Raw genomic sequence first — 25428 nt, 5'->3', positions numbered from 1 at the left:
TCAGAAGCTCCCGTTCAGGCTGAGTGCGACACCGCGCCCGGGCGCGGCAAGCTCGTTGCCGGAGACGCCGTCGGTCTGATGCTCGTGGTAGCGCTTGTCGGCGAGATTGGTGAGCTGTACGGCCAGGCCGGCGGACTCGAAGGCGCCGACCTTGCCGAAGTGCCAGCCGAACCCGGCATCCGCGGTGACGAAGCCGGCGGTACGGTTCTCGGTGCCATTGGAGAAGCGCGTGGCGATGCGGTCCTGCTCGGCCACCGCGCGCAGCTGGGCGCGCCACCAGAAGCCGCGCTCGGCCGGCTGGCCAATGCCGAGCGTCAGCTCGGGCGCCGGCATCTGGAACAGCGGCTCGTTGTCCTGGTGGTTCTTGCCGCGCAGCCAGGTAAAGCCGGCGTCGGCAACGAAGGCGCCGAGCGGCATGCTGGCGCTGCCCTCGATGCCGTAGATGCTGACCTTGTCGAGGTTCTCGGTGCGCTTGAGCGGCAGGCCGGTACCCGGATGGCTGGCGCCGGTGATGCGCCCTGCGATGTAGTCGTCGATACGGGTGTAGAAGGCCGCCACGTTGTAGCTCAACCCGGCCGCGGTGGACTTCAGGCCGATCTCGAAGCTGGTCGACACTTCGGGGTCGAGCTGGGGGTTGCCGACATGGAAGTAGCCATCCCCGCGCGCCGAGTCCTCGAAGCGCTCGCGCATGTCGGCAGCGCGGTAGGCGCGACCGATGTTGGCGTACGCGTTCAGCGCCTCGGCCAAGGGGTGCACCACCCCCAGGGACCACGACAGGTTGTTGTCCGACTTCTTCAGCCCGGTCGTACGAGCATCCGCACCCCAGCCTTTCTGAGCCGCATTGCCCGTGACGCGGTCGTAGCGCGCGCCCGCCACCAATCGCGTGACACCCAGCTCGAACTCGTCCTGCACGAACACCCCTGCGGACTTCACCCTCCCCCTGCTGAAAGGGTCGTTGCGCACGGTAGCCTCAAAGCCGGTCGCCGGATTGCCCATATAGCGCTCCGGGCTGCCCTTCATCTCCCATGTATCGACACCCACCGTCAGCAGATGTGCCCCCGCTAACGGGAAGACATACTTCGCCTTCGCTCCATTGGTGGAGAACGTAACGTCGTTGCGCACGTAATTCTTGCCGAACCGCTCGGTATACGCGCGAATCTGGCGAAAGACCTCCTGACGGTACACCTCGGCCGAGAGGGTCCCATCACCTAACGTCATGTCGGTGCCGAGTTCGTAAAGCTCGCGGCGCTGCTCGGGAGAATGGATTGTGACCTCTCCCAAAGGCGTCTCTGCGTAACTGCCATCGGGCAAGCGTCTGCGAAAGCTCTGCTCCCGTGCCGAGCCGGGGTACCAGACATCCTCGTCGTTATGGCGCTGCAGGTTCAGGCGCAGGCTGACACCGTCGGCGACGCGGTGGCGGTACTTCGCCAGCAGCGTGTCGGACTGGTAGCCGGTGCGCGCCTCACGCCCATCGGGACTGCGATAGTCATCGACGTCACGGCCGGCGACGCCGAGCACGAGCGCATTGTCGGCACTGGCATGCTGCAGCAGCAGCGCGCCGGCAATGCCCTTGTCGACGCTGCTGAAGCGGACACCCGCTCGGCCGCCGGTGCGCGCCTGGTCGCTGAACTCGGCCTCGGGCGTGATCAGGTTGACCACACCGCCCATCGCGCCACTGCCGTACAACACCGAACCCGGCCCCTTGACCACCTCGACGCGCTCGAGCAGGCCGAGATCCATGAACGATGCGATCGCCCCCTGCGGCTGGGCGGAATTGACCCGCAGGCCATCGACCATGACCACCACGCTTTCCTTCTTGAGCCCACGCAGCACCGGGTTCTGCCCCCAGGCACCGTCGGACTGCGCCGCCAGGCCCGGCTTGCCGCGCAACAGCTCGCCGGCTACTGCGCCGCTCGCCGCAGGAGCGTGGAGGATCTCGACCGCCTGTGGCGTCTCCAGCACGTCGGCGGCATAGCCTTTGGCGGTGACGACCTGGGTGCCGAGCACGGTGTCGGCTGCGACCGCAGGCAAGGAAGCGAAGGAAAGGCCCAGCATCGCCGGGGCCAGCGCGCGCAGACGCAAATGCATGACAGCTCCAAGGGTTCTCGAGCTGGCTGGCGGCGGCTGGCTTGCTCTTCAGGATATAAGGATCGGACGAAATGATAATACAAAAATGCGAATTATTCGCATTTGATCCCGATCAAAAAAACCCCTCCTGCTGTGTCGCCCTTGCGTACCTGTCAGCGCCAGGTCACGGTAGCGGCAAGCAGATAGCCTGCGCCATACACGGTCTTGATGAACTTGCCGCTATGCCCGCCCTGCTCGAAACGCTTGCGCAAGCGCGACACGCGCAGATCGATGCTGCGATCGAGGGCGGACACGTCGCGCCCGGCGAGCAACTGCTCGCGCGACAGGATCTGGTTGGGACGCTCGAGGAAGGCGATGAGCAACTGCGACTCGGCCAGACTCAGGGTCTCCTCGACCCCCTCTGGCGACACCAGGCGATGCGTGCCGCGCTCGAAGGTCCAGCCTGCAAAGCAGGCAACGCCCGGGGGCTGGGCGCAGGCCGCCGGCTCGGGCTGGTAGCGGCGCAGGATGCTGCGCACGCGCGCGATGAGTTCGCGCGGCTCGAAGGGCTTGACCACATAGTCGTCGGCGCCGAGCTCGAGGCCCATCACACGGTCATGGGTATCGTCACGGCCGGTGGCAATGAGCAGACCGAAGCGATGACGGCCACGCACCTGCTGCAGCACCTCCATGCCGTCCATGTCGGGCAGGCCGAGGTCGAGGATGGCGAGATCGGGCGACTGCATGCGCAACTGGCGCAGGAATTCACCCCCGGTCGGGAACACCGCATGGCGGTAGCCGAAGCGCTCGAGCGTACCGGTGATCAGCCGCGCCACCGCGGCATCGTCCTCGACGACGTGAATCAACGCCTGCCCTGGCTGTGCCCTGTCGCTCAACTCGGCTCCCTCAAGCTTGAAGCATGCTTTGCCCGCGGCGCGATTGGCGGCGCGGACGCTCAGGCGATCGCGGCATGCAGCGCGGCGGCAAGCTGCTCTGCGCTGAAGGGCTTGTCGAGCACCTGCACGTCCGCTTCCTCGCGGCCGTCCTCCGCCTTGTCGGCGTAGCCGCTCATCAGCACCAGCGGCAACTCGGGCCGGAAACGGCGCACGAAGCGTGCAAGCGCACGCCCGTCCATGCCCCCCGGCATCACGATGTCGGACAACACCAGGCCGATCGCGGGGATATTCTCGACCATGTCGGCGGCCTCGTGGCCACTTTCGGCCTCGAGCACGGCGCAGCCAAGCGCCGAAAGCTGCTTGCGCACGACGTCGCGCACCTTGTCGTCGTCCTCTACGAGCAGGACCAGGCGCCCCTCGAGCGCCGCTGCCGGCGCCACGCTCACGGGTGGCAGCGCGACCGCTTGCACCTGCTGCGGCGCCTGCGGCAGCAGGAGCGACAAGGTGGTGCCGACTGCCTGCCGGCTACGGATCCGCACCCCCCCGCCCGACTGCTTGATGAACCCATACACCATCGGCAACCCGAGACCACTGCCGCGGCCAAAGCTCTTGGTGGTGAAGAAGGGCTCGAACACCCGCGCCAGCGTCGCGCTATCCATGCCCGTGCCGTTGTCGCTGACCGCAATCTGGACATAGCAGCCGGGCGGCAGTTCAAGGTCGGCCGCCGCCCGCCCCTCGATGCACTCGAGCGAACACTCGATGCGCAGCTCACCTCCATTGGGCATGGCGTCGCGGGCATTGAGGGCGAGATTGAGCAGAGCGCTCTCGAGCTGGTTGGGGTCGACCAGCGCGCGCAGATCGACGTCGCGGGAGGCCGTTGAGATGGCGATCGTGCTCGGCAACGAGCGCCGGATCATGCGTGCCATGTCGAGCACGAGGCCATTGACCTCGACCACCACCGGCACGATCGGTTGCCGGCGCGAGAAGGCGAGCAGCCTGCGCACCAGTCCGGCGCCGCCCTCGGCGGCCGCCATCGCCGGCTGCACATATTCGTCCACCGCGGGATGCTCGCCCAGCACCTCGATCAGGCCCTGCAGGTTGCCCATCACCACGGTGAGCATGTTGTTGAAGTCGTGGGCGAGACCGCCGGTGAGCTGGCCGATCGCTTCCATCTTCTGCGCCTGGGCGAGCGCGTCCTGCGTGCGGCGCTGTTCGGTGATGTCGACCGCATGCACATAGCAGCCGATCACCTCGCCATCCGGCCCGAAATCGGGCACCAGGGTGCTGCGGGTAAAGCGCGTCTCGCCGTCCGGGCCGGGCATGCTGTACTCGTAGCTCACCTGCTCGCCGGCAAGCGCGCGGCGCACCTTGTCCTCGACCTGGGCGAACACGTGGGGGCCGATCACCTCGGGGATGGGGCGGTCCTTCATTGCCTCGCTGGTGGTGCCGAACCACTGCGCGTAACGCTTGTTGCCGTAGCGGAACACCCAGTCGTGATCGAAGTAACCCACATGGGCCGGAATCGTATCGGTGATCTGGCGCAGGCGCAGTTCGCTGTGACTGAGCCGCTCCTCGCTCGACATCTGCTGCTCCCGACTCATCCCCGTGGCGCTCCAACTCAGTCCGCAATCACCCGCACAAAACCGGCCCATTCTATGCCTGTGCCGGCCATGCGGACGCCCAGGACACGATTCAGTACATTCCCACGCAATTACGGACAAGATGTTTTGTCATTCTCCATACCCGACGGTATGGAGACCCAGGCCGTCCCTGGGCTCGCCATCCCGATCGCCAACCTGTTGCACACATCTGGGAGTGGAGAAGGATGTCGAAGACTGCATACGAACAAGGACTGGACAAGAATCCGGCGAACTACGTGCCCCTGTCGCCGCTCAGCTTCATCGAGCGCACCGCCATGGTGTACCCCGCGCGCACCAGCGTCGTGCACGGCGCTCGCAGCTACACCTGGGCGCAGACCTACGAGCGCTGCCGCCGCCTGGCGAGCGCGCTGGTCGCCCACGGCGTGGGCAAGGGCGACACGGTGGCGGTGATGCTGCCCAACGTGCCGCCGATGTTCGAGGCCCACTTCGGCGTGCCGATGACGGGCGCCGTGCTCAACACGCTCAACACCCGGCTCGACGCCGAGGCCATCGCCTTCATGCTCAAGCATGGCGAGGCCAAGGTGCTGATCACCGACCCCGAGTTCGCGGGCGTGATCCGTGCCGCGCTAGAGTTGCTCGACGGCGACAAGCCGCTCGTCATCGACGCGCTCGACTCCGAATACCCGGGCACCGAGCGCGTCGGAACGCTCGAGTACGAAGAGGTCCTCGCCGGCGGCAACCCCAACTACGCCTGGCGCCTGCCGGCCGACGAGTGGGACGCGATCGCGCTCAACTACACCTCGGGCACCACCGGCAACCCCAAGGGGGTGGTCTACCACCACCGTGGCGCATATCTGAACGCCGCCTCCAACATCATCAGCTGGGGCATGCCGCAGCACTCGGTCTACCTGTGGACGCTGCCGATGTTCCACTGCAACGGCTGGTGCTTCCCGTGGACCCTGGCAGCCAACGCCGGCGTCAACGTCTGCCTGCGCAAGGTCGATCCGGCGCTCATCTTCGAGCTGATCCGCAGCCAGAAGGTCACCCACATGTGCGGCGCGCCGATCGTGTACGGCATGCTGATCAACGCCCCCGACGCACTGCGCGCCGGCATCGAGCACAGCGTTGCCGGCCTCATCGCAGGTGCCGCGCCCCCGGCCGCGATCATCGAAGGCGCCGAGCGCATCGGCTTCGACATCACCCACGTCTATGGCCTGACCGAAACCTACGGTCCGGCATCGGTGTGCGCCAAGCACCCCGAGTGGAACGAACTGCCGATCGACCGCCGCGCCGAGCGCAACGGTCGCCAGGGCGTGCGCTACCACATGCAGGAAGCAATCACCGTGCTCGACCCGACCACGATGGAGCCGGTGCCCGCCGACGGCGAGACCATGGGCGAGATCATGTTCCGCGGCAATCTGGTGATGAAGGGCTATCTCAAGAACGAGAAGGCCACGAATGAAGCCTTCGCGGGCGGCTGGTTCCACACCGGCGACCTCGCGGTCATGCACCCGGACGGCTACGTCAAGATCAAGGACCGCTCCAAGGACGTGATCATCTCCGGCGGCGAGAACATCTCCTCGCTTGAGGTCGAAGAGGTGCTGTACCGCCACCCCGCAGTGCTGACTGCCGCCGTGGTCGCCAGGCCAGACGAGAAGTGGGGCGAGGTGCCCGCCGCCTACATCGAGGTCAAGGACGGCGCCGGCGTGACCGCGGACGACATCATCGCCCACTGCCGCGAACACCTCGCTCGCTACAAGGTGCCCAAGCACATCGAGTTCTGCGTCCTGCCCAAGACCTCGACCGGCAAGATCCAGAAGTTCGCGCTGCGCGAAATGGCCAAGTCCGCCTCGGCCATCGAGTAAGCACCCCGCAAGGCCCCCCGAGACCCGGGCGGCGGCCATCGTGCCGCGGCCCGGGCCTCCCCCAGCATAACGACAACCCAAGGAAGACAAACCATGTTGATTCAGCGCCAGCACGGCGCCGAGCATCCGTATTGGCCGCTCGGCCCGTTCAAGATCCGCCTGCCCTTCATCCACTATCGCTGGGAATACCCCGAGATGGTGCAGGGCCTGTTCATGTTCGTGGTCGGCCTGGCCATGATCCCGCTGCTGCAGAAGTACCTCGGCATGCCCTACGAGGCGGCGCTCGCCTTCTGCGTGATCGCTGGCATCGGCTACATGCTGCCCGCGCTGCTCGGCGTACCGCTCGTCCCGGGCTGGATCACCCCCGCAATCCCGGTCGTCATCCTCTTCCTGCAGGGCTTCGAGCCCGGACCCGAGGCGGTGCGCGCGATGTTCGCACTGCAGATCACGGTATTCGCCATCTTCCTGATCCTGGGTATCACCGGACTGGGCAACAGATTGGTGACGATCATCCCCAACTCGCTCAAGAGCGGCATCATCATCGGCGCCGGCATCGCGGCGATGATGGGCGAACTCAAGGCCGGCGGCCGTATCGACAGCACCCCGATCTCGCTGCTGCTGGGCTCGATCGTGTCGGCCTACATCCTGTTCTCGCTCTCCTTCAAGCACATCGTCGAGACCAGCCGATTCGCCAAGACGATCTCCAACTTCGGCATGATCCCTGGCCTCTTCGTCGCCATCCTGGTGGGCTGGGCGGTCGGTGAATATCCGCTGCCGAGCATCGAGTGGGGCATCACCCAGCCCGACTTCAAGGGCATGACCGAGTACCTGATCTTTGCCGTCGGCATGCCCAGCCTGGACATGTTCCTGCTCGCCATCCCGACCGCGATCATCGCCTACGTGATCGCCTTCGGCGACATCCTGGTCGGCTTCACGCTGTGCAAGCGCGTTGACCACCTGCGCCCGGACGAGAAGATCGAGCTCGACGTCACCCGCGTGCACCTGGTCACCGCGCTGCGTAACGGCATCCACGCCTTCTTCGCCCCCTGGCCCGGCCTCGCCGGCCCGCTGTGGACCGCCGCCCACGCCACCGTGGCCGAACGCTACGCGCTGGGTCGCAAGTCGATGGACTCGATCTTCTCCGGCGGCGGTACGTTCTGGATCACCGGCTTCGTCGCCCTCTTCATCCTGCCGCTGGTGTCCTTCTTCAAGCCGGTGCTGCCGATCGCGCTGTCGCTGACCCTGGTGCTGACGGCCTACATCTGCATCATGGTGGGCATGGAAGAGCTGAAGAACTCGACCGAACGCGGCGTGGCCGGCATCGTTGCGGTGACGCTGGCCATGCCTGATCCGAAGGCGACCGTGTACGCGGTGGTGATCGGCCTGCTGCTGTACTGGCTGATCGAGCGTCCCAACGCCGCCCAGCGCGCCAAGCAGGACCTGTCGATCATCGGCGACAACACGGCCGACATCGAAGCCGGCGACGAGCACGGCGTGGCCAGGAAGTAATCGTCAAATCGGATCGCACGCTGCGCTGGGGCCCGCCCCGGCGCAGGCGGCCGCCGAGGGGGCTGGAGCTGTTAGCAGAAACGCTACCAGCCCAGCCCTTTTCTCATCAGCAGCAGCACCGCCATGCCGAGGATGAAGGGCAGCCAGGGGTTGCGCCAGCGCACGGCCACGGCAACCACCACGATGCCGGCGGCGAGCTTGGGGTTGAAGGGATCGAAGCTGCCGCCATCGAGCAACAGGTCAGGCATCACCAGCGCCGACAGCGCCGCCGCTGGCGCATAGCGCAAGGCGCGCTGCAACGCAGGCGGCAGACGGCCTTTCTCGCCGGCGAGGATGAAGCTGCCACGGGTGAGGATGGTGGTCGAGCCGATCGCCAGCAAGGTCAGCCACAGCCACAGGCCCTCGCTCATCACGCCTTCGGTCATCGCACCGCCCTCCCCGCCAGCGCGCGTTCGGCGACAAACCCGGCACCGATGCCGAGCGCGATGCCGGCGATCAGGCCAAGACGCAACGGCAGCTCACGCAACAACACCGCGCCCAGGCCGCCGACCAGGGCTGCTACCCACATCGGGCGCTCGCGCAACATCGGGATCATCATCACCATCAGCGCGATCGTGGTCATGAACTCGAGCGACCAGTCGCGCGGAATCACGCCGGCCCCCAGCACGCCTCCCAGCACGCAGCACTGCCACAGCGCCCAGCAGTACAGCGAGGGCACGATGTAATAGCCCCAGCGCCAGTGCGGATCGTCCGCCTTGTGCAGCTTCTCGGCGCCGATCGCGAACATGCCATCGACCAGCAGGTAGCTCGACGCCAGGCGGCGCATGAAGGGGTGGCCGTGGAACACCGGCGCCAGTGCCGCGCTGAAGATGACGAAGCGCAGGTTGAGCACCAGCGCAGTAAGGAAGATCAGCCACAGCGGCGCGCCGCTGCCGATCAGCGGCAGCGTACCGAGCTGGGCCGTGCCGGCATAGACCAGCAGGTTCATGCCCATGGCCTCGAGCGGCGACAGCCCGATCGAGCGCATGGCGATGCCGGTGACCACGGCCCAAGGCACGAGACCGACCGAAAGCGGCAAGAAGTCGCGCATGCCCTCGCGGGCACCGCGGCGGAAGGACGATTCCATGAGGCGTGCGTGCAAAAAGCGTCCAAGCATAACAGGCCCGCGCGACAAGTCGACGCTCACACCATGCGCATCGCCCTCCCGTAGGAGCGGCGCCAGCCGCGAGCCTTTCGCGCGGCGCCAATGCGCGATGTCGCCTTCAACACCTCGCGGCTCGCGCCGCTCCCACGGCACCCCACAGCACTGCGCGCGCCGCTGCACGTGTGTGCGCTCAAGGCCTTACAAGCACTCAGAACCCGAGCGCCTCGCCCGCACCGAACAGTGTCGCAATACCAAGGCCGAGGAAGATCGCTGCAGCAATGCCATGCACCAGCCGTACCGGCATGCGCGCGGCGATGCGGTCGCCGAGTACCACCGCCGGCACGTTGGCGATCATCATGCCCAGCGTAGTGCCTGCGACCACCGCAACCAGGGCCTGGTACTGCGCGGCCAGCGCCACGGTGGCGACCTGCGTCTTGTCGCCCATCTCGGCAAGGAAGAAGGCGATCAGGGTGGCACCAAAGACACCAAGACGCGGCAGCTTGGCGTCGTCTTCATCGAGCTTGTCGGGGATCAGCGTCCATACCGCCATCGCGATGAAGGACAGGCCCAGCACCCAGCGCAGGGTCTGCGGCCCCATCAGGGTGGTGAGCCAGGTGCCGACCGCAGCGGCGAAGGCATGATTCGCCAGGGTGGCAACCAGGATGCCGGCGATGATCGGCCATGGGCGGCGGAACTTGGCGGCAAGGATGAAGGCGAGCAGCTGCGTCTTGTCGCCGATCTCGGCAAGGGCGACGATGGCAGTGGAGATGAGGAAGGCGTCCATTCGATTCCAGTCCTGGCCGGCAGAACACCCATGACCCCGCGCCACCCCGGCCATTGACGGCAGCAGCAGGGTCAAAGGTCTTGCCAGGTCCATGGACCCGTGCGCACCACGGCCGGACGGCCGAGCATGTTGGCGCGCACCCCTCCCGAGCTCCGGAGGGCGGCTACTCCCCAATGACGGCGCGGATTCTAGCCGAGCCCGCACACAGGGTCAAAGCGAAGTCGCCAACAAGCCAACAAACCAAGGGGAAATCGGGGTCTGTCCCCTACGCCCGCTTTAAGGGCGCCGTGGCCAGAAGATCACCCCGCCTGGCCGCGCTGCATCGCCATGCGATACACCAAGGGCACGGCGAACAAGGTCAGCACGGTCGAGAAGCCCAAGCCCCACACGATACTCGCCGCGACCGGCCCCCACATCAGCGACTTGCCGCCGAGGCCGATGGCGAGCGAGAACAGACCGCCGATGGTGGTGGTCGAGGTGATCAGGATCGGCACCACGCGCCGACGCGCGGCATAGATCGCGGCGTGCTGCACGCTCATGCCTGCGGCACGGCGCTCGTTGGCGGCGTCGATGAGGACGATCGCCGAGTTCACCGCAATGCCGGTGAGCGCAATCACGCCGTACAGGGTGTACAGCGACAGCGGATTACCCGACACCAGCAGGCCGAGGACGACGCCGGTGAAAGCCAGCGGCACGGTGACGAGGATGATGAAGGGCTGCCAGTAGCTGCGGAACTGGGCGGCCAGAATCAGGTAGATCAGGCCAAGGCCCAGCAGGAACAGGCGCCCCATCGAATCGAGACTCTCCTGGATGTCCTCGAGCTCGCCCGAGAAATCCAGTTCCACGCCCGGATACTGCGGCTGCAGCCGCTCCCAGGCGGCCTTGAGGCGGTTGTTGGCCTCCAGCGTGTCGATCTCGCTGCGCTCGAGCTCGGCTTCGACGGTGATCGCGCGCGTCAGCTGGTAGTGGCGGATGTAGCCTTTGGACAGGCGCAGCTCGTGGTCCACCAGGTCGCCCAACTGCACGCTGCCGCCCGCAGGCAGAGGCACGGGCCGCTGCAAGAGTTCGGTCACGTCGGCGAAGGGTTCGGCACGTGCGCGCACCACGACCTCGACCTTCTCGCCGGCGTCGCGCGTGGTCGCGACGATCTCGCCCTCGCCGTACAGACGCAGCAGGCGCGACACCTCGTGCGCCCCCACCCCGGCACGCGCGAGCTTCTCGCGGTTGAGCACCAGGCGCATCTCGTTGCGCCCGGCCACATCATCGTCGGTCAGGTCGCGCACGCCCGGAAGCCCGGCCACTTCGGCCATCACCGCATCGGCCGCCGCACGCAACACGGCATAGTCGTCCGACTTGACCTTCACCGACACAGGCTTGGCCGTCGGTGGTCCGCCCTTGATCTCCATGAAGGAGTAACGCGCCTCGCCGTCAAGCGCCTCGATCAGCGGACGCAACTCGGCGATGAGCTCGCCGGTGTCGCGCATGTCGCCGTTGCGTGGCGTCAGCGACACCAGCACCTGTGCGTACTGGTCGCCATAAACCGGCTCGGTGTCGGTGAACTTGAGCCCAGCATAGGGCGTGATCGAGCGCAACTCGGCAGGATCGATCGTGCGTGCCAGCACCTCGGCGGCGCGCTCGGCGGCGGCCAGCGAACGCTCGGGAGTGACGCCGGGCGGCATATCGACGCTGACGTAGAACAGACGCATCGAGTCGAAGGCGAAGAACTCCATCTTCACCCAGCCTCCGCCGACCGCCCCGCCAGCGCCTGCCATCACCATAACCAGGACGGCAACGCCCAAACGCGGGCGGCGCAACACGCCGACCAGCGCACGCGCGTACTTCACCCGCAACCAATGGGTGAAGCGCTCGCGCAGCACCTGCGCTCGCGTGCGCCGCTGCGCGGGCCGCACCTTCAGGGCGAGGATATGCGTGGGCAGGATCCAGAACGCCTCGAAGAGGCTGATCAGCAGGCCAACGGTCACAACGAAAGGCACGATGAACATGAAGCTGCCCAGGATGCCCGGCAGCAGCATCAGCGGCAGGAAGGCAGCGATGGTGGTCAGCACCGCTGCCAGCACCGGCAGCCCGACTTCGCGCACGCCACCGATTACCGCTGCATGGGGCTCGTCCCCACGTTGCAGACGGTAATAGATCGCCTCGACCACCACGACTGCATCATCGACGAGCATGCCGAGCGCGATCACCACGCCCAGCAGCACGGTGAGGTTGAGCGTCGAGCCGATCAGCTCGGCGGCGATGAAGGTGCCCGCCAGCGAGAACGGTACGCCCAGCGCCACCAGCAGGGCCAGCCGCGAACCAAGGAAGATCCAGCACATCAGCAGCACCGCAGCGAGACCGAACAGCGCGTTCGACTCCATGACCCCGATCGCATGGCGCGTGGCGTGCGTCTGATCGTCGATCAGCGCCAGCTGAACGCCCTGCGCAGCGAGCAGCATGTTGCGATCGGCGGCAAACTGCTGCAAGCGCTCGACCAGCTGCAGGGTATTGGCGTCGGGCTGCTTGGTGATCGAGAACATCACCGCGGGCTGCCCGCCGTAGCTGACGAGCTGGTTCGCGCGCTCGCTGCCGCGCACCACCGCGGCGACCTCGTCGACGGCAACGCGCCCCTGCGGCGTCACCACCGCGACCTGGGCCAGCGCTTCGGGGTCGGGCGTCTTGCCTTCGAGGCGGACCAGCCATTCGCGGTCCTCAACCCTGACCCGGCCGCCGAGCGTGTTCTGGAACCAGGCCGCGACGCTATCGGAAAGCGCGATCGGCGACAGCCCTGCCGCCGCCAGCCGTGCCGGATCGAAATCGACCTGTAGTTGCGGGTCGTCCAGCCCGGCCGCGATCACCTGATCAACGCCGGCCAGGCCCTCTATCTCCTTCTTGAGCACGAAGCCTGCACGCCGCAGGCGCTCGCCGCCGCTGCCGTGCAGCACCATCACGGCGGTCGGAAACCCGTTCGAACTGGTGATCTCGAGCACCATCGGGTCGGTCGCATCGGGCGGCAACTCCGCCGCCGCCTTGTTCTGGATCTCGCGCCGCAGGTCGTTCACGCGCTTGTCGAACTGGCGCTCGGAGACCTCCTCGAAGCGCACCAGGATCGACGACATGCCCTCGCGGCTGGACGAGGACACGAAACGGATGTCCTTGACCTGCTTGATCGCATCCTCCAGCGGCCCGGTGAGCTCGCGCTCGACATCCTCGGCCGAGGCCCCGGGCAGGCTGGTCATGATGCTGACCCAGTTGAAGTTGATCTCCGGATCCTGCGCGCGCGGCATGGTGAGATAGGCGAACAGGCCCGCCACCAGCACCAGGATGAAGGTGATGTTGGCCAGCGGATGGTTGTCGATCAGCCGGCCATAAACGCCGCCGCCATGATCACCGCGCATCGGCGCACTCACTGCGCTTCCGCCGCGCGCTCGGCGTGCAGGTCGAGCGCGAAGCGCCCGTCGTCGACGAGTTCGGTCGCCAACGGCCAATCCACCGCCAACGGCCGGCCCGCCTGAGCCTGCGGCAAGGGCATGAACTGCGGCTGGCCATCGCGAACGACCCAGGCACCCAGCACGCCCTCGCGCTGCTGCAGGTAAGCCGCGGGCAGGTGCGGGTCCGTGCTGCGCCAGCGCAACTCGCCCGCCAGGCCGGGGGCGAGCGCACTTGCCGCCACCAGCACCGCCTCACGCACCTGGCCCGCGGTTTCTACAACAGGCGAGATACGCCGCACCGACAACTCATGGGCGGCGTCGCCGACATGCAGTCGCCAGGCCTGGGCGCGCTCGAAAGCCTCGACCTGGCTGGCCGGTACACGGGCGCGGACCTCGACCTCATCGCTTGCCGCCAGGGTGAGCAAAGGCATGCCCGGGCTTGCCAGGTCGCCTACGCTGGCGCTGCGGCTGCGCACGACACCCGCGTAGGGCGCACGTACCACGCAGCGCGCAAGGGCAAGCTCGGCGGACGCGACCGAAGCCGCGGCCGCAGCACGCTCGCTCTCGAGCACGCCGACCTCGGTCTCGCGGATGCGCAAGCCGTCGGCGCTGATGAAACCGCGCGCTGCCAGCGCACGCGCCTGTGCAAGCTGGGCACGCGCCAGCTCGATGCGGCTATCGACCAGGGCGCGCTGGGCGCGGGCGCGTTCGAGTTCGATGCGGTAGGCCGCATCATCCAGACGCACCAGCACTGCACCGCGCGCAACGGCCTCACCCTCTCGCACCGGCATGGCAAGGATACGTGCGGAAACCTCGGCGGCGATGCCGGCTTCGTCACGCGCGTGGACTGCAGCGGGTATGCGGAACTCGGGGTAAAGGGCGATCTCGGACAGGGGTTTCGCGTTCCACTCAGTCGCCAACGACAGCGAGGGAAGCAACAGCAACACGACAGCGAGGACTCTCATCGCAGCTCTAGGTGGTCATTTGTGAAGGCCTGGCCACGACCGCGACGGCAAGTTAAGCCAGCCTCAGCGTTGGTCGATGACGTGAAAACCCAGGGTGGGCGCGGTGAAATCGTCGGGCGTCGCACCGAGCCCGATCTCGCCATCGCCATACAGGGTACAGGTGTCGCGCCGCAGGGCCACCGGCGCGGATGCCGACGCAAAGCGAACCCAGCTGCCGTTGCTGCTGAAGTCGGTGAACACGCACTGACCGCCAGTCCACTCGATACGCGCATGGCGGCGCGACACACGCGGATCATCGATGGAGAAGCCAACGCCATCGCCACGACCTATGACCAGCGGGCCATCGTCAGGATGGAGCTCGATACGCTGGTCGAGGCGCTCGATATCGATGCGCTGCACCGAGACCGGCCCATCGATGAGTTCCTGGAAACCAAGCATGGTGGTAAGCGTGGTCTCGGCGGTGCGACTGAAATCCACCCGCCACACCCGCAACGGCTCGGCCTTGCCCTTGATGCTGATGCGATCGAGGCTGTGGCAACCAAGGCGCATCGCGTCGGGCAAGCTGTCGAAGACGCTCTCGCCGATGAGAATCTCTCCCGCCTGGGCACGGTCGCTCAGGCGGGCGGCCACGTTGACCGCATCGCCGTAGCAATCGCCGCCATGCTCGACGATCGAACCGCGCGCGACCCCCGTCTTGATCCCCAGCGGTGCGCGTTCGGTCTCGCCATGCGTGAGCTCGCGCACGACCTCGGGCATGTTCGCAGCAGCCTGAACCGCGGCGACCGTGTCGTCGAACAGCACCAGCACGCCGTCGCCCAGGTACTTGACGACGCGCCCCCCGGCGCATGCCAGATGGCGACCGAGCGCGTGCATGCGGCGAGTGACGATCTGCGTCGCCGCCACATTGCCCGCCGTCTCGAACAGCCCGGTGCTGCCCGTAAGATCGGCGAATACCACGGTCCTGACCGATTGCTCCACACGCCTCCTCATTCTGTCGCCGGACGCGCAGACGGGCGCCCCGGGCAGAGGGGGCGCGCATTCGCAGCATCGCGGAATGCGTGATGCTAGCACTAAGGCTTGAAGACGTCATCGCTGAAGGGGCCGCCGCCGACATGCGCATCGCGCCCTGCACAAAGCGCATCTCGGTGCAGCGCCGCACCGTGGGGGACCTTCCCACTGCAAGCGCGCATCCCGCACGCGCATGCGGCACACACGGCTACCGGCAGAGTCCCATTGTAGTCAGCGCAGCTGCAAGCATGGGCGCCACGCTGACGACATTGCTCGGGTGGGCGATGCAGTCGGTACTCCACACCTGCTCGACGCCTGCGCCATGGATCAGTTCGAGCGCCCCATCGGCAAACAGGGCGTGGGTGACGGCGACATCGACCGATGCGGCGCCGGCTGCGCGCAACTGCCGCGCCGCTTCGGCGAGCGTGTGCCCCGAGCTGGCCACGTCGTCCAGGAGCACGACCGCGCGCCCGGCCACGGCGGCCCCTTCCGGCAACGCAATGTCGACGCGGCGGTCATCATGGCGGACCTTGGTGCACACCATGAAGTCCAGGCCCTGCTCGCGCGCAGCAAGCTCGACCCACTGCCTCGACTCCGCATCCGGTCCTGCCAGCAGCGGCCGCTCGCGCCGCTCGGCAGCGAGCGCACCCAGCAGCCCGGCCCCTGACAGGGCAACCGCATGTGGGACAGGGATCGCCTCGGCCAGGGTCGCGACGCGATGCAGGTGGGGATCGACCGTGACCACGGCGTCGAACAGGCCCGCCAGAAAGTCGCCAACCACGCGCTGGCTGACGACCTCGCCACTGCAAAAGGCCATGTCCTGACGCATGTAGGCCATGTAGGGGGCCACCAAGCTCAGGTGCCGCGCCCCCAGACGGCCGGCCGTACGCGCGACCAGCAGCAACTCGAGCAGCTTCTCGTTCGGGCGATAAAGACTGCGGTAGAGCAGGACGCTCGGCGGCAGCCTGGCCGGCAGGCGCAAGCGCAACTCGTCGTCGGGAAAGCGGTGGCGTTCGATCAACTGCAGGTCCAGCCCCGCAGCCTGCGCCAGACGCCCGGCCTGCTCGGCCTCGTCTTCGAAATGCAGGAGCACGGTCTCTTCACTCATCATCGTTACAAGCCTACTCCCCTGTTGCCCCCCCTTGAAGAGTCCGCAGCCGCCCTGGCGCCAAGGATTTCACACGAACGGACAAGAGGGCCTCGCGGCTCGCCTCGCCAGCCCGCGAACCTCCCCATTCACGCGGTTTGACAAAGCGCCCACCGGCAACTAAACCGGTTATGACAAAGGAAGGAAAGCCTCCCCACCCGCGCCACTCCACGAGCTGAGCGCGGGGGGCCGCGTGCGAACGGACGCAGGAGAGACAGATGCCTGATGCCCTGTCCCAGAACGCCATCGACGCACTGGGTGTGGCTGTGGACAGCCTGCTCCCGGACGCGCCTCCCGCGGGCCTGAGCCGCACCAGGGCGCTCGACGTGCGACACGTCAGGCCGCTCGGGCTAGGTGGCTATGTCGGCCACCATGTTGCGCCCGAGGGCGCACTGTTCGGGCGGCGCCTGAATGCCCGCCTGAACCTCAGCATCAATGGCGGCAGCGAGGCCGATGCACGGGCCCATGTGCACAACCTGGCTTCCCACCTGCTCAGCCTGTCGCGCAGCGAGTTGCATGCTGCGGGCATCCATCGCATGGCACGTGCGGACAGCAGCGATGCGCGCGCCATCCTCTTCGACATCGACTTCGAGTTCATCCGCCCACCCGCGACTTCGGAGGGCGTGATCACGGACCTCATCCTCGACATCGCGCCCGACGGCTGAGTGCCCGGACGCGCACAGCGCACCGCGCGTACCACGCGCCGTGCGGCCGAAAATGCCCCGCGCGGGGCGCACACACCCCCAGGGGGAACCAAGGAGCGGGCGATGGAAGAGAACTTTGCGGAACAGATCGTTCCGGGCACATTCATCCGGGTACAGGCAGAGGGACTGATCGCGCCCAAGGGCGTCAGCTTCGGCAACGTCGGCATCGTCGGCACCGCGGCTGCGGCCGAGGACGTCACCGATGCGATCGGCCAGACTCACATCCTTGGCAGCATGGAGGATGCGGCCAAGCTCTACGCTGCCTCGGACGCGCTCAGCGCCGGCACGCTCAACCTGATGCGCGGCCTCGCCCTGCTCTTTGCCAACGGTGCGCGCACCGTCTATGCCCATGCGCTGGCAGCCGGCGCCGACCAGACCGCCTTCGCCAACGGTACGGCCGAACTCCTCAAGGACACCATCAACATACTGGTCGCGCCCGAACTGGCCACCGCCACCGCGCTGCAGGTGCTGCCGGCGGCAGTCAATGCCGCCGAGGGCGACGGCAAGGACATGATCACGGTGATCGGCTCGGATGCGAGCACTGTGACCGCCGTCGTCGACCAGGTTGCGGCCAACAAGCGCGTCGTGCTGGTATCGCCCGGGGTGCGCGCCTACGACCCGGCGGCCGGCGCCATGGTCACCCTGCCAGGCAACTACACCGCAGCCGCGGTCGCGGGCCTGGTCGCCAGCCTCGCGCCCCAGGCCAGCCCCACCAACAAGGTGCTTGCCGGCGTCACCCAGCTCGCCACCCGCTACAGCTATGGCCAGCTGAAGGCACTGCTGCAGGGCAACGTATGCGCGCTTGAGGACCGCCAGGGCATCCGTGTCGTGCGGGGCATCACCACCGAAGGGGAAGCCTTCGCGCAGATCACCACACGGCGCATCGTCGACTACGCCAAGGCCGGCATTCGCCAGGTCGCCAACCCCTTCGTCGGCCGGCTCAACAACGAACGCGTGCGCACCGCCCTGCACGGCGCGCTCGACAGCTTCCTGACCACCATGGTGGTCGACGAGGCGCTCACCGGCTACCAGCTGGAGGTCAAGGCGACACGCGCCGACGAGGTCGCGGGCCGCTGCATCGTCAACGTCGCCATGCAGCCGACCTTCAGCATCGATTACATCCGCGTGACCCTCGCGCTGTCCTGAACGCGCAGGAAAGGAGACCGACATGCCATCCGCCGCCAACACCCATGTTTACACCGGAGCCGACGGTTCCATCCTGCTCGCCCCTGCAGGCGAAGGCCCCGAAGGTGCGGCCGCCAGCACGGTGATCGAAGGCAACGACCTCATCCAGGTCGGCCGCGTCACCGGCGTCACCGTCCAGGTAAGCTCGGCGATCCGTCCCTTTCACGAGATCGGCCAGCGCTACGCGAGCGAGTTGCGCGCAGGCAACGTCAGCGTGCGCGGCCAGATCGACCGTGCCTGGCTCAACGGCGCGCTGCTGCGCCTGCTGCTGGGCGAGGCGAGCGAACAGCGGCCGCGCAGTGCGTGGGCCCAACCCGCCTTCAACATCACGCTGATGGCGGAGAACGCCGCCAACCCGGGCACGCGCTCGATCGTGACGCTGCACGACGTCAAGCTCGAACAGTGGAACCTGAGCATGCCCGAAGACGATTTCGTCATGGAGGGCGCGCGTTTCCAGGCCCTCTACCTGAGCGTCCGCGACGAACAGGGCTGACGCCATGGCGCTCTCTGCCCAGACAGGCGCAGCCACCGCCGCAGCGCCCGCCCATGATCGCTACCTTGCCGCCGACGAGCTGCTCGCCGGCAGCGCCGCCAGCTTCGATATCGAGGTTCCCGCCGCGCTGGTCGAAGCCGGACGCAGCGGCCTCGCCGGCCGCGTGCAGATCCGTCCGCTCACCGTGCGCGACCTGCAGCTCATCAGCCGCGCCGCACGCGACAGCGACAGCCTCGCCGGCGCACTGATGGTGCACGCTGCGCTGCAGACCCCCGCGCTGACCCTGCCGCAGATCAGCGCGTTGCCGCTCGGCCTGATGGAGTTCCTTCTCGCCGAGGTCAACCGCATCAGCGGCCTCGCCGTAGCGCCGGCCGCACTCGAGGACGCCGCCGAGCAACCCATTGCACGCGCAGCCCATGTGCTGGCGCGCGCCTTCGGATGGACGCCGCAACAGATCGGTGAGCTGACCCTCGGTCAGATCCTGCTGCACCTGCAGATGCTGCGCGAAGAGCGAGACGGCGATGGCTGAAACGCACGGTCGTACGCCCCCAATCCGTCCCCTTGACGGGTTCAAATGCTGTGTGCACGCCTTGCAGGCGGTCGAAGCCAGGCTGTCCGGGCTGATCGCCCGCTGTAGCGAACACGGACTCGCACATGCCGCACACCTCGACCGGCTTCCTGCCCTGGCGTCCTTCGACCCCTTTGCAGCGCCAGCCGCCGCCGCGGCGGTTGCCGAGATTGCCGGGGCCAACGCTCGCAGCCAGCCACGCGCAAGCGCGATGCCTGCCGACCCACGCCCACTGCGGGGGACACGCCAGGCGATGGCCCGCACCAGCAACGCGGACCGGATGGGCAACGAGGCCACTGCCTCCCCGCCGCCAGGAGAAGGCGCCGGCCAGGCAGCACGCGGGATAAGCACACCGCCCCCGATCGCGGCCACCGCTGCAGGCGAGGATGCCGGCGCGCTCATCACCGCCCTGCTCCGACGCCACACTGCGCCCCGCCCCGACCCGCAGCACCTCCCCCGCCTGCATCCTGCCGGCGGCACCCGGGAGGCGGACGGCCGGGATACCCGCTCCGCTGCGTCCGGGCTCGCAACGGGCCCGGACACTCGCCCCGCACGCGTTGGCCGCCTGCCCGCTGCCGCCGGCCCCGCACATGTGCGCCCGCCTGCAGCCGTCCAGGCCGCTCCCGACACAACGCCCTTTTACCCGCGCAAACCGTTGCGGCAAGGCGAGGGGGGGTGGCCTGGCAGCACCGCTCTCCATCGCGATCGCCCGGGCCGCGCCGATGTGCCTCCCCCTGGCCACCCAGCGGACAATAGCCTCACCGGCTCACCGCAGCTCGGCAGCGACGCACTGCGGCAACTGGTCGGCACCCTGTTCGCAACCGCGCCCCGGGCAGGCCTCCGCCCTGCTCCGGCGGAAACCGCTGCCGGGCAGCCTGCAGGCCGCACGTCCGGAGCACCGGCGCTGCTCCCGCAAGGGCGCGCGCCCTCGCGCCTGCTGGGCGCCCAGGACGCCGTCCTCGCGCGCACGCCTCAAACGACCGGCGGTACGCCCACGCAGGCGGAGCACCACGCCGATGCCGCCCCCTCCCACCCCGGTGAGCTCGCGGCCGGACTCGAGCGCCTGCTGCGCGAGCAGGCCTGGTTACGCGGAGTCGATCTGTCATGAGCCTGACACCGATGCTTGCCGACTGGGAGCTGCCGCGGGTGACGAGGCTCGAGACCCTCGAAACGCGCGACTTCCTCGAGCTCCCGCTACCCGGGCGCGCGGGCAGCCTGTTCCAGGACCTCGAGCGCCGTCCCGCACGCATCATCATCGAAGGCTCGGTGTTCGGCAGCGAGGCCGGCCTCGACCTGCTCAACGCCGTACGCGAGCACTACGGCGCCGGACAACCCCTGACCTTCGTCTCCGACATCGTCACCGGCACCGACATCCAGTACGTGCTGCTGCAGCAGGTTCATGTCCAGGCCGAGGCCAGCGCGCCCGACCAGATCGACTACGCGCTGTGGCTCATCGAGTCGCCGCCGCCACCGCCACCGGGCAACATCCTCGGCGGCATCGACACCAGCCTGCTCGACCAGGCAGCCGGCCTGCTCGACGACGCCATGGGGGCGCTCGACGCGCTGCAGGCGCTCGGCAGCATGCCGGAACTGTCCGACCCGACAGGCCCGCTCACCGGCATCCTGGGCGACACCGCGCCCGCCATCGGCCAACTCGGCAGCATCGGTGCCGGGCTGCGCGACCTGCTGGAGTAGGCGACCATGGCCGGACTGCTGGTTCAACTCGACCTGACAGTATCCGGCGCCGACCTGTCCGCGATCGCGGGCAGCGTCGGCGGCGCCTACGGCGAGCTCGGCCGCCTCATCGCCGGCTGGCAGAGCGGCCCGCCGGGCGACTTCGGCAGCGCGCTCGCCGACCTGGCAGGCCTGCCAGTGCCACAACTGTCCGGCGGCTTCGAGTTCAGCCTTGGCTTCGGCACGCTGTTGCCGAACCTGCAGGGCGAGCTGGGCGGACTCGCGCAGGCGCTGCAGGCCGATATTGCCGCCTTGCCCGAACGCCTCGGCGCCGACCTGCAAGCGGCCTTTGCACCATTGCTCGCACGCATTGCGCGGCTGCAGGCCGTGTTCAACACCGACTGGCACTGCGGTCTCGCCATCCCGGCAGACCTGACGGCAGGGGCCGGCCCCGCTAGCAGCAGTGCAGGCGCAAGCACGAGCGGGGGCGGAGCCGAAGGTGGGGGAGAAGGTGGGGAAGAAGGTGGGGAAGAAGGCGGCGGCGCAACAGGCACGAACGCTGCCGGCGCGCTCGACACCGCACAGGTTGCGGCCGCAAACGCACTGATCGACACCCTGCCCGCCGACCTTTCGGTCCCCAGCCTGCTGCGCTGGCTGCATGCACGCGTGGGCACCTTCCGTCCGGGTTACTTCCAGCTGCGCTCGTTACCCGTGCTCGACGATCTGCGTGACCCGCTCGACACACTGATCCGCTGGGACGATGCCAGCGCCGCAGCGGTAGAGGCCGAACTCCAGCAGACACTGGAGCAACTCGCGGCGCTGATCGCAGCCAATACCAGCGCCCACATTCCCCACGCGCTCCCTGCTGCGGACCTTGCCACCCAGCCCGGCATCGAACTGGGCAGCGCGGGTGCCGATTTCGTCACTGCAGTGGGCTCGCTCGCGGCCCTCACCGCTGCGCAGCCCACCGACTCCGCTGCCATCGCAGCCGCGCTCGCGAATGCGCAGGCCCTGCGCGCACCGCTGCTCGCGGCGCGCAACGTCACGCTCGCCCCCGCCAGCACCGCAGCCCGCGCGCGCCTGCACAACGCCCTCCTCGCTCTGCCAGGCGCCCTCGACGCCGGGCTGTGCCGCACGCTGGTCCTGCTGCTGCCACGGGCGAGCCTGGCCGACCTCACCCAGTCCGTCCCCGGACTCGCCATCCCGGGCCTGCCTGCCAATGCCTTCGCCGCACTGGAGGCCCTGATCGACGATATCCAGACGCGCCTCGAGACGGTGCTCGACCTGCTCGACATCAGCGCCGTCAGCGCCCCTGTCACCACCGCACTGGCGCGCGCAAACAGTACCCTCGCAAACATCGAAGCCCAGCTCGCCGCGCTCGGGGCGAGCAGCGCACGCGCCTTCGACGATGCCCGCAGCCAGCTCCAGACGCTCGACCTCGCGCGCCTTCAGCGTCAGTTCGAACAGAGCCTGGAGCAAGCCGTGGGGGCCATCGAGGCAGCCCTTGCCGCCACGCTTGCGCCCGCCACCACGGCCCTTGCGCAGGCCCTCCAGGCCGCGGACACGGCGATGGACGCGATCGATCCGGAAGTGCTCTCCGCACCGCTGCAGCAGATCCTGCAACCCCTTGCCAGCCTCAGTCAGCAAGAAGACGTGGCCCGGCTCATCCAGGTGCTCGGCCAGGTGAAGGCGCTGAGCGAATCTCTGTCACGCATCTCCTTCGCACCGGTGGCGGACGAGGTCATCGCCGCCATCGGCAAGCTCGAAGCCGTGTTGCGCGCAATCGACCCCGCCACCCTGCCCGCTCCGGGCCCCGAGCTGATCCGCTCCGCCATGAGCGTACTGCCGCCCTCGCTGGTGCCGCTCACCGACCCGCTCATCGTCCGTCTCGACACCCAGCTCGAGGCCAGCCCGACCGAACTGCTGACCCAGCTCAAGGCCATTCCCGAAGAGGCACGAGCCCGCCTGCTCGCACTGTCGCCGCGCGCGGCCCTCGCCCCACTGCTGGCCGAACCCTTTGCTGCAGTGCGCGACGGCCTGGCCGCCTTCCAGCCCGCGCAATGGCTGGACGAAGCCGATCGCACGCTGGCCGACACCCGCCAGCGCCTCGGCCGCCAGCTCGACATCGGCGGCGCGCTCGCCGCACCGGCGCAAGCCCATGGCGCGCTGGTGCGCGAGCTCGAAGGCCTGCGCCCATCCGCCCTGCTGCAGCCGCTCGCCACCACACTCGGCCAGGCCCTCCAGGCGCTGGACGCTGCCGTACCGGCGGGCGAGCTCGGCACGGCGCTGGCGGCGACGCTCGACCGCATACGCAGCTTCGCCAGCACCCTGGCAAGCGCGCTCGATGTCGCCGACCACCTCGTCGACCGTCTCGGCACCCTGGGGGACGCCGGCAGCGAGTTCGACAGCTGGCTCGACGGCATCCTCGCCAAGGTCCCGGAAACGGCCACAGCAGCGCAGCTCGAGGCCCTCGACACGCTGCGCCAGGCCGCGCTCGCCAGCAGTGCCGACGCCCTGCGCGCGCAGTGGGCCGCACACCGTGACGCGCTCGCCACAACACTCGCCGACACCAGCCCCGGCACCCAGTCCGCAGCGCTGCTGCGCGAACTCGCGCTCGCCCGCGCCCGCATCCGCGGCCAGCTCGGCGCACTCCCGCCCGCGCTCGCCAACCCGATCGCCAGCTGGCTGGACGAAGCCGACACCCGCGCCGCCGAGGACGGCCTGATCGCCATCGCCGCGCTGTCGCGTCGTCTGACCGAAACCGACGCCCGCATGACAACCCTGCTCGACCAGCTCGGCAACCGCTTTCCGGCCGCACAAGGCCCCTTCGCCGCCTTGCTGCCGGGCAACCCCGTCCAGTTGCGCGCCTGGGTGCGCGAAGCCCTGGTGCGCCAGTTCGGCCGCCCGCTGGTGCTCTTCCTCGACAGTCTGCAAGTGCTGGTGGCCCTGCTGCGCAGCGCCACGGCCGCACTGCGTCGCCTGGTCGACGCCCTGCAGGCCAGGCTCGACGAACTCCTGGCCGCCCCGCAGGCGCTTGCCGCACTGCTCGAAGGCATCGAATCGCTCACCGCCCGCGTCGCCGGGCTCGACCCGGGCCTGTACGCGCAACAGGTCGATACCCTATACCGCGACCTGCTCGGCGAACTGCGCGCCCTCGACCCCGCCGGACTGCGCCAGCCGCTTGAGGCCACCCGCGACCGCCTGCTCGCGCGCATCTCGCTCGACACCGTGATCCCGCCTGCCCAGCGCGCCCAGCTCGACGCCATGCACCGTGAGCTGCAGGCCAAGGTCGGCGCGCTCGACCCCGACCCCTTGCTGCTCCAGCCACTGGACGAGACCTGGCGGGCGACGGTGGAGCCGCTGGTCGCAGCGCTCGACGCCAGCGCCTCGATCCAGCTCATCGTCGACTGGATCAACGCGCTGCCACCCGAACTGCGCCTGCACATCAGCCGCGTTGACGCCGCCTACGCCGCACTGCTTGCCAGCGCTCCCGGCGGCAGCGGCGCATCAGTGAGCGTGAGCGCCAGCGTCAGCGTGGGCACCTAGGAGAACAGGACGATGCTCGGCTCCCTCCTGATCCAGCCGCAAATGCTCAACCGCATGCAGGGGCGCGGCGCCGGTGACGAGATCGCCGACGAAGTCGTTGCCCTCGCACACCTGCTCAGCCTCAACCCTGCTGCCGCGGACGCGGTCCTGCCGGCCTTCGAGGCTGCCGGCCAGCGCTTCGCCTCGACCCTGCTGGCACGGATCGGCCCACGCCTGCCGCAGGCACTGAACGAACTGCGCGCACTGGTCGAGCCCCTCACCACACCGCTTGCCAGCTTTGCGAGCGGGCCGCCGCCGGCCACGACCGCCGACATGCTCGAGCACATCGCCGCCGGCCTCGAGCGCCTGGCACCGCTCGCCGGCCTGCTGTCAGACGCACAGATCCGCAGCACCCTGCGGCGTGCGAGCCGCATCCTCACCGACACCCTGGGCCTGAGCCAGGCCGGCTTCCGCGCCGACTTCCTGGTCATGCTCGGCGAGGTACGCGCCGAGTTGCGCACACACCCCGCCGGCGCCAGCACGGCCGCGCGCGCCGTGCGCGAGAGCTTCGCCTGCCTGCTCAACCGGCTGGAGACGGACGTCTATCCGCACTTCCCCACCCTGGACCTGGATGTCGACCGCCTCACCGCCATCCTCATCCGCGCCTTGCGCACAACGCCGCTGCCACGCATCGGCGGCCAGGCCGAATGCCTGCTCGGGCGCATCGAGGCGGTATTGCGCCTGCTCGCCGAAATCACCCGCGCTGCCGCGATCAGAGCCCGCAGCACGCGGGCAAGCGCGCCCCCTGCCGCCGCACCGGCGCTGGCTGCGCGTCGCACAGCCCCGGCCAGCGCGCGTGCGGACG

At 68.4% G+C, this 25428-nt stretch carries 20 protein-coding genes and 1 riboswitch; of the genes, 10 read left to right on the top strand and 10 right to left on the bottom strand.

The features are described from left to right. The 3 genes from B447_RS14235 to B447_RS14225 all read right to left on the bottom strand — a co-directional run bounded on the left by B447_RS14235 (position 1) and on the right by B447_RS14225 (position 4564). Positions 1–2088: a TonB-dependent receptor plug domain-containing protein gene (locus tag B447_RS14235; protein WP_002941620.1), complete on the bottom strand. Its 2088-nt coding sequence runs from the start codon at positions 2086–2088 to the stop codon at positions 1–3. Positions 2089–2240: 152 nt separating this feature from the next. After that, a complete protein-coding gene (locus tag B447_RS14230; protein WP_002929565.1) occupies positions 2241–2933 on the bottom strand; it encodes a response regulator transcription factor in 693 nt (230 codons plus the stop codon). 89 nt (positions 2934–3022) lie between these two features. Further along, positions 3023–4564 (bottom strand): PAS domain-containing sensor histidine kinase, encoded by a 1542-nt coding sequence (locus tag B447_RS14225; protein WP_002941616.1) that lies wholly within the window; start codon positions 4562–4564, stop codon positions 3023–3025. A gap of 224 nt (positions 4565–4788) precedes the next feature. Between B447_RS14225 and B447_RS14220 the strand changes: the two genes are divergently transcribed. Continuing rightward, positions 4789–6429, top strand: coding sequence for an acyl-CoA synthetase (locus B447_RS14220; RefSeq protein ID WP_002941613.1), 1641 nt, complete (start codon positions 4789–4791; stop codon positions 6427–6429). Positions 6430–6522: 93 nt separating this feature from the next. Further along, positions 6523–7938, top strand: coding sequence for a solute carrier family 23 protein (locus B447_RS14215; RefSeq protein WP_002929559.1), 1416 nt, complete (start codon positions 6523–6525; stop codon positions 7936–7938). Positions 7939–8021: 83 nt separating this feature from the next. Here the strand turns inward: B447_RS14215 and B447_RS14210 are convergent, their stop codons facing one another. The 7 genes from B447_RS14210 to B447_RS14180 all read right to left on the bottom strand — a co-directional run bounded on the left by B447_RS14210 (position 8022) and on the right by B447_RS14180 (position 16375). Further along, positions 8022–8363: an AzlD domain-containing protein gene (locus B447_RS14210; RefSeq protein ID WP_002941605.1), complete on the bottom strand. Its 342-nt coding sequence runs from the start codon at positions 8361–8363 to the stop codon at positions 8022–8024. Beyond that, a complete protein-coding gene (locus tag B447_RS14205; protein ID WP_002941603.1) occupies positions 8360–9064 on the bottom strand; it encodes an AzlC family ABC transporter permease in 705 nt (234 codons plus the stop codon). Before B447_RS14205 ends, B447_RS14210 begins: the two co-directional genes overlap by 4 nt. Before the next feature lie 226 nt (positions 9065–9290). Next, positions 9291–9866, bottom strand: coding sequence for a TMEM165/GDT1 family protein (locus B447_RS14200; protein WP_002941602.1), 576 nt, complete (start codon positions 9864–9866; stop codon positions 9291–9293). A gap of 8 nt (positions 9867–9874) precedes the next feature. Continuing rightward, a riboswitch (yybP-ykoY riboswitch) is annotated at positions 9875–10058 on the bottom strand. 107 nt (positions 10059–10165) lie between these two features. Further along, positions 10166–13261, bottom strand: a complete 3096-nt coding sequence (locus B447_RS14195; protein WP_002941601.1) for an efflux RND transporter permease subunit — start codon at positions 13259–13261, stop codon at positions 10166–10168. An 8-nt stretch (positions 13262–13269) separates the two neighbouring features. Next, a complete protein-coding gene (locus B447_RS14190) occupies positions 13270–14259 on the bottom strand; it encodes an efflux RND transporter periplasmic adaptor subunit (RefSeq protein WP_232431632.1) in 990 nt (329 codons plus the stop codon). Positions 14260–14322: 63 nt separating this feature from the next. Next, entirely contained in the window at positions 14323–15237 is a 915-nt protein-coding gene (locus tag B447_RS14185; protein ID WP_002941599.1) for an adenylate/guanylate cyclase domain-containing protein, read from the bottom strand. Positions 15238–15475: 238 nt separating this feature from the next. Continuing rightward, a complete protein-coding gene (locus tag B447_RS14180; protein WP_232431631.1) occupies positions 15476–16375 on the bottom strand; it encodes a ribose-phosphate diphosphokinase in 900 nt (299 codons plus the stop codon). 257 nt (positions 16376–16632) lie between these two features. Between B447_RS14180 and B447_RS14175 the strand changes: the two genes are divergently transcribed. The 8 genes from B447_RS14175 to B447_RS14140 all read left to right on the top strand — a co-directional run. After that, positions 16633–17079 (top strand): hypothetical protein, encoded by a 447-nt coding sequence (locus B447_RS14175; protein ID WP_002929542.1) that lies wholly within the window; start codon positions 16633–16635, stop codon positions 17077–17079. Between the two features lie 102 nt (positions 17080–17181). Further along, entirely contained in the window at positions 17182–18264 is a 1083-nt protein-coding gene (locus tag B447_RS14170) for a phage tail sheath C-terminal domain-containing protein (RefSeq protein ID WP_002929541.1), read from the top strand. A gap of 22 nt (positions 18265–18286) precedes the next feature. Next, on the top strand, positions 18287–18796 hold the full coding sequence (locus tag B447_RS14165; RefSeq protein ID WP_002929540.1) for a hypothetical protein: 510 nt from the start codon (positions 18287–18289) through the stop codon (positions 18794–18796). Positions 18797–18800: 4 nt separating this feature from the next. Further along, positions 18801–19325 carry a hypothetical protein gene (locus B447_RS14160; protein WP_002941597.1) on the top strand — a complete coding sequence of 175 codons (525 nt, stop codon included), beginning with the start codon at positions 18801–18803 and terminating at the stop codon, positions 19323–19325. A 52-nt stretch (positions 19326–19377) separates the two neighbouring features. Continuing rightward, complete coding sequence (locus B447_RS14155; protein WP_002941596.1) at positions 19378–20472, top strand: hypothetical protein; 1095 nt, start codon at positions 19378–19380, stop codon at positions 20470–20472. Next, positions 20469–21059, top strand: a complete 591-nt coding sequence (locus B447_RS14150; RefSeq protein ID WP_002929529.1) for a hypothetical protein — start codon at positions 20469–20471, stop codon at positions 21057–21059. Before B447_RS14155 ends, B447_RS14150 begins: the two co-directional genes overlap by 4 nt. A gap of 6 nt (positions 21060–21065) precedes the next feature. Continuing rightward, positions 21066–24584 carry a hypothetical protein gene (locus B447_RS14145; protein WP_002941595.1) on the top strand — a complete coding sequence of 1173 codons (3519 nt, stop codon included), beginning with the start codon at positions 21066–21068 and terminating at the stop codon, positions 24582–24584. A gap of 12 nt (positions 24585–24596) precedes the next feature. Next, on the top strand, positions 24597–25428 hold an 832-nt coding region (locus B447_RS14140), incomplete at its 3' end, for a hypothetical protein (protein WP_002941594.1).

The organism is Thauera sp. 27, assembly GCF_000310125.2.
Taxonomy (GTDB): domain Bacteria; phylum Pseudomonadota; class Gammaproteobacteria; order Burkholderiales; family Rhodocyclaceae; genus Thauera; species Thauera mechernichensis.
This window is presented reverse-complemented; position numbering and strand designations above follow the sequence as displayed.

What these genes read in the sequence shown, in the direction of transcription:
- B447_RS14235 (WP_002941620.1), bottom strand. Translation starts at nt 2,088, where the DNA reads ATGCATTTGCGTCTGCGCGCGCTGGCCCCGGCGATGCTGGGCCTTTCC.
- B447_RS14225 (WP_002941616.1), bottom strand. Translation starts at nt 4,564, where the DNA reads ATGAGTCGGGAGCAGCAGATGTCGAGCGAGGAGCGGCTCAGTCACAGC.
- B447_RS14220 (WP_002941613.1), top strand. Translation starts at nt 4,789, where the DNA reads ATGTCGAAGACTGCATACGAACAAGGACTGGACAAGAATCCGGCGAAC.
- B447_RS14215 (WP_002929559.1), top strand. Translation starts at nt 6,523, where the DNA reads ATGTTGATTCAGCGCCAGCACGGCGCCGAGCATCCGTATTGGCCGCTC.
- B447_RS14210 (WP_002941605.1), bottom strand. Translation starts at nt 8,363, where the DNA reads ATGACCGAAGGCGTGATGAGCGAGGGCCTGTGGCTGTGGCTGACCTTG.
- B447_RS14205 (WP_002941603.1), bottom strand. Translation starts at nt 9,064, where the DNA reads ATGGAATCGTCCTTCCGCCGCGGTGCCCGCGAGGGCATGCGCGACTTC.
- B447_RS14200 (WP_002941602.1), bottom strand. Translation starts at nt 9,866, where the DNA reads ATGGACGCCTTCCTCATCTCCACTGCCATCGTCGCCCTTGCCGAGATC.
- B447_RS14195 (WP_002941601.1), bottom strand. Translation starts at nt 13,261, where the DNA reads ATGCGCGGTGATCATGGCGGCGGCGTTTATGGCCGGCTGATCGACAAC.
- B447_RS14190 (WP_232431632.1), bottom strand. Translation starts at nt 14,259, where the DNA reads ATGAGAGTCCTCGCTGTCGTGTTGCTGTTGCTTCCCTCGCTGTCGTTG.
- B447_RS14180 (WP_232431631.1), bottom strand. Translation starts at nt 16,375, where the DNA reads ATGAGTGAAGAGACCGTGCTCCTGCATTTCGAAGACGAGGCCGAGCAG.
- B447_RS14175 (WP_002929542.1), top strand. Translation starts at nt 16,633, where the DNA reads ATGCCTGATGCCCTGTCCCAGAACGCCATCGACGCACTGGGTGTGGCT.
- B447_RS14170 (WP_002929541.1), top strand. Translation starts at nt 17,182, where the DNA reads ATGGAAGAGAACTTTGCGGAACAGATCGTTCCGGGCACATTCATCCGG.
- B447_RS14165 (WP_002929540.1), top strand. Translation starts at nt 18,287, where the DNA reads ATGCCATCCGCCGCCAACACCCATGTTTACACCGGAGCCGACGGTTCC.
- B447_RS14160 (WP_002941597.1), top strand. Translation starts at nt 18,801, where the DNA reads ATGGCGCTCTCTGCCCAGACAGGCGCAGCCACCGCCGCAGCGCCCGCC.
- B447_RS14150 (WP_002929529.1), top strand. Translation starts at nt 20,469, where the DNA reads ATGAGCCTGACACCGATGCTTGCCGACTGGGAGCTGCCGCGGGTGACG.
- B447_RS14145 (WP_002941595.1), top strand. Translation starts at nt 21,066, where the DNA reads ATGGCCGGACTGCTGGTTCAACTCGACCTGACAGTATCCGGCGCCGAC.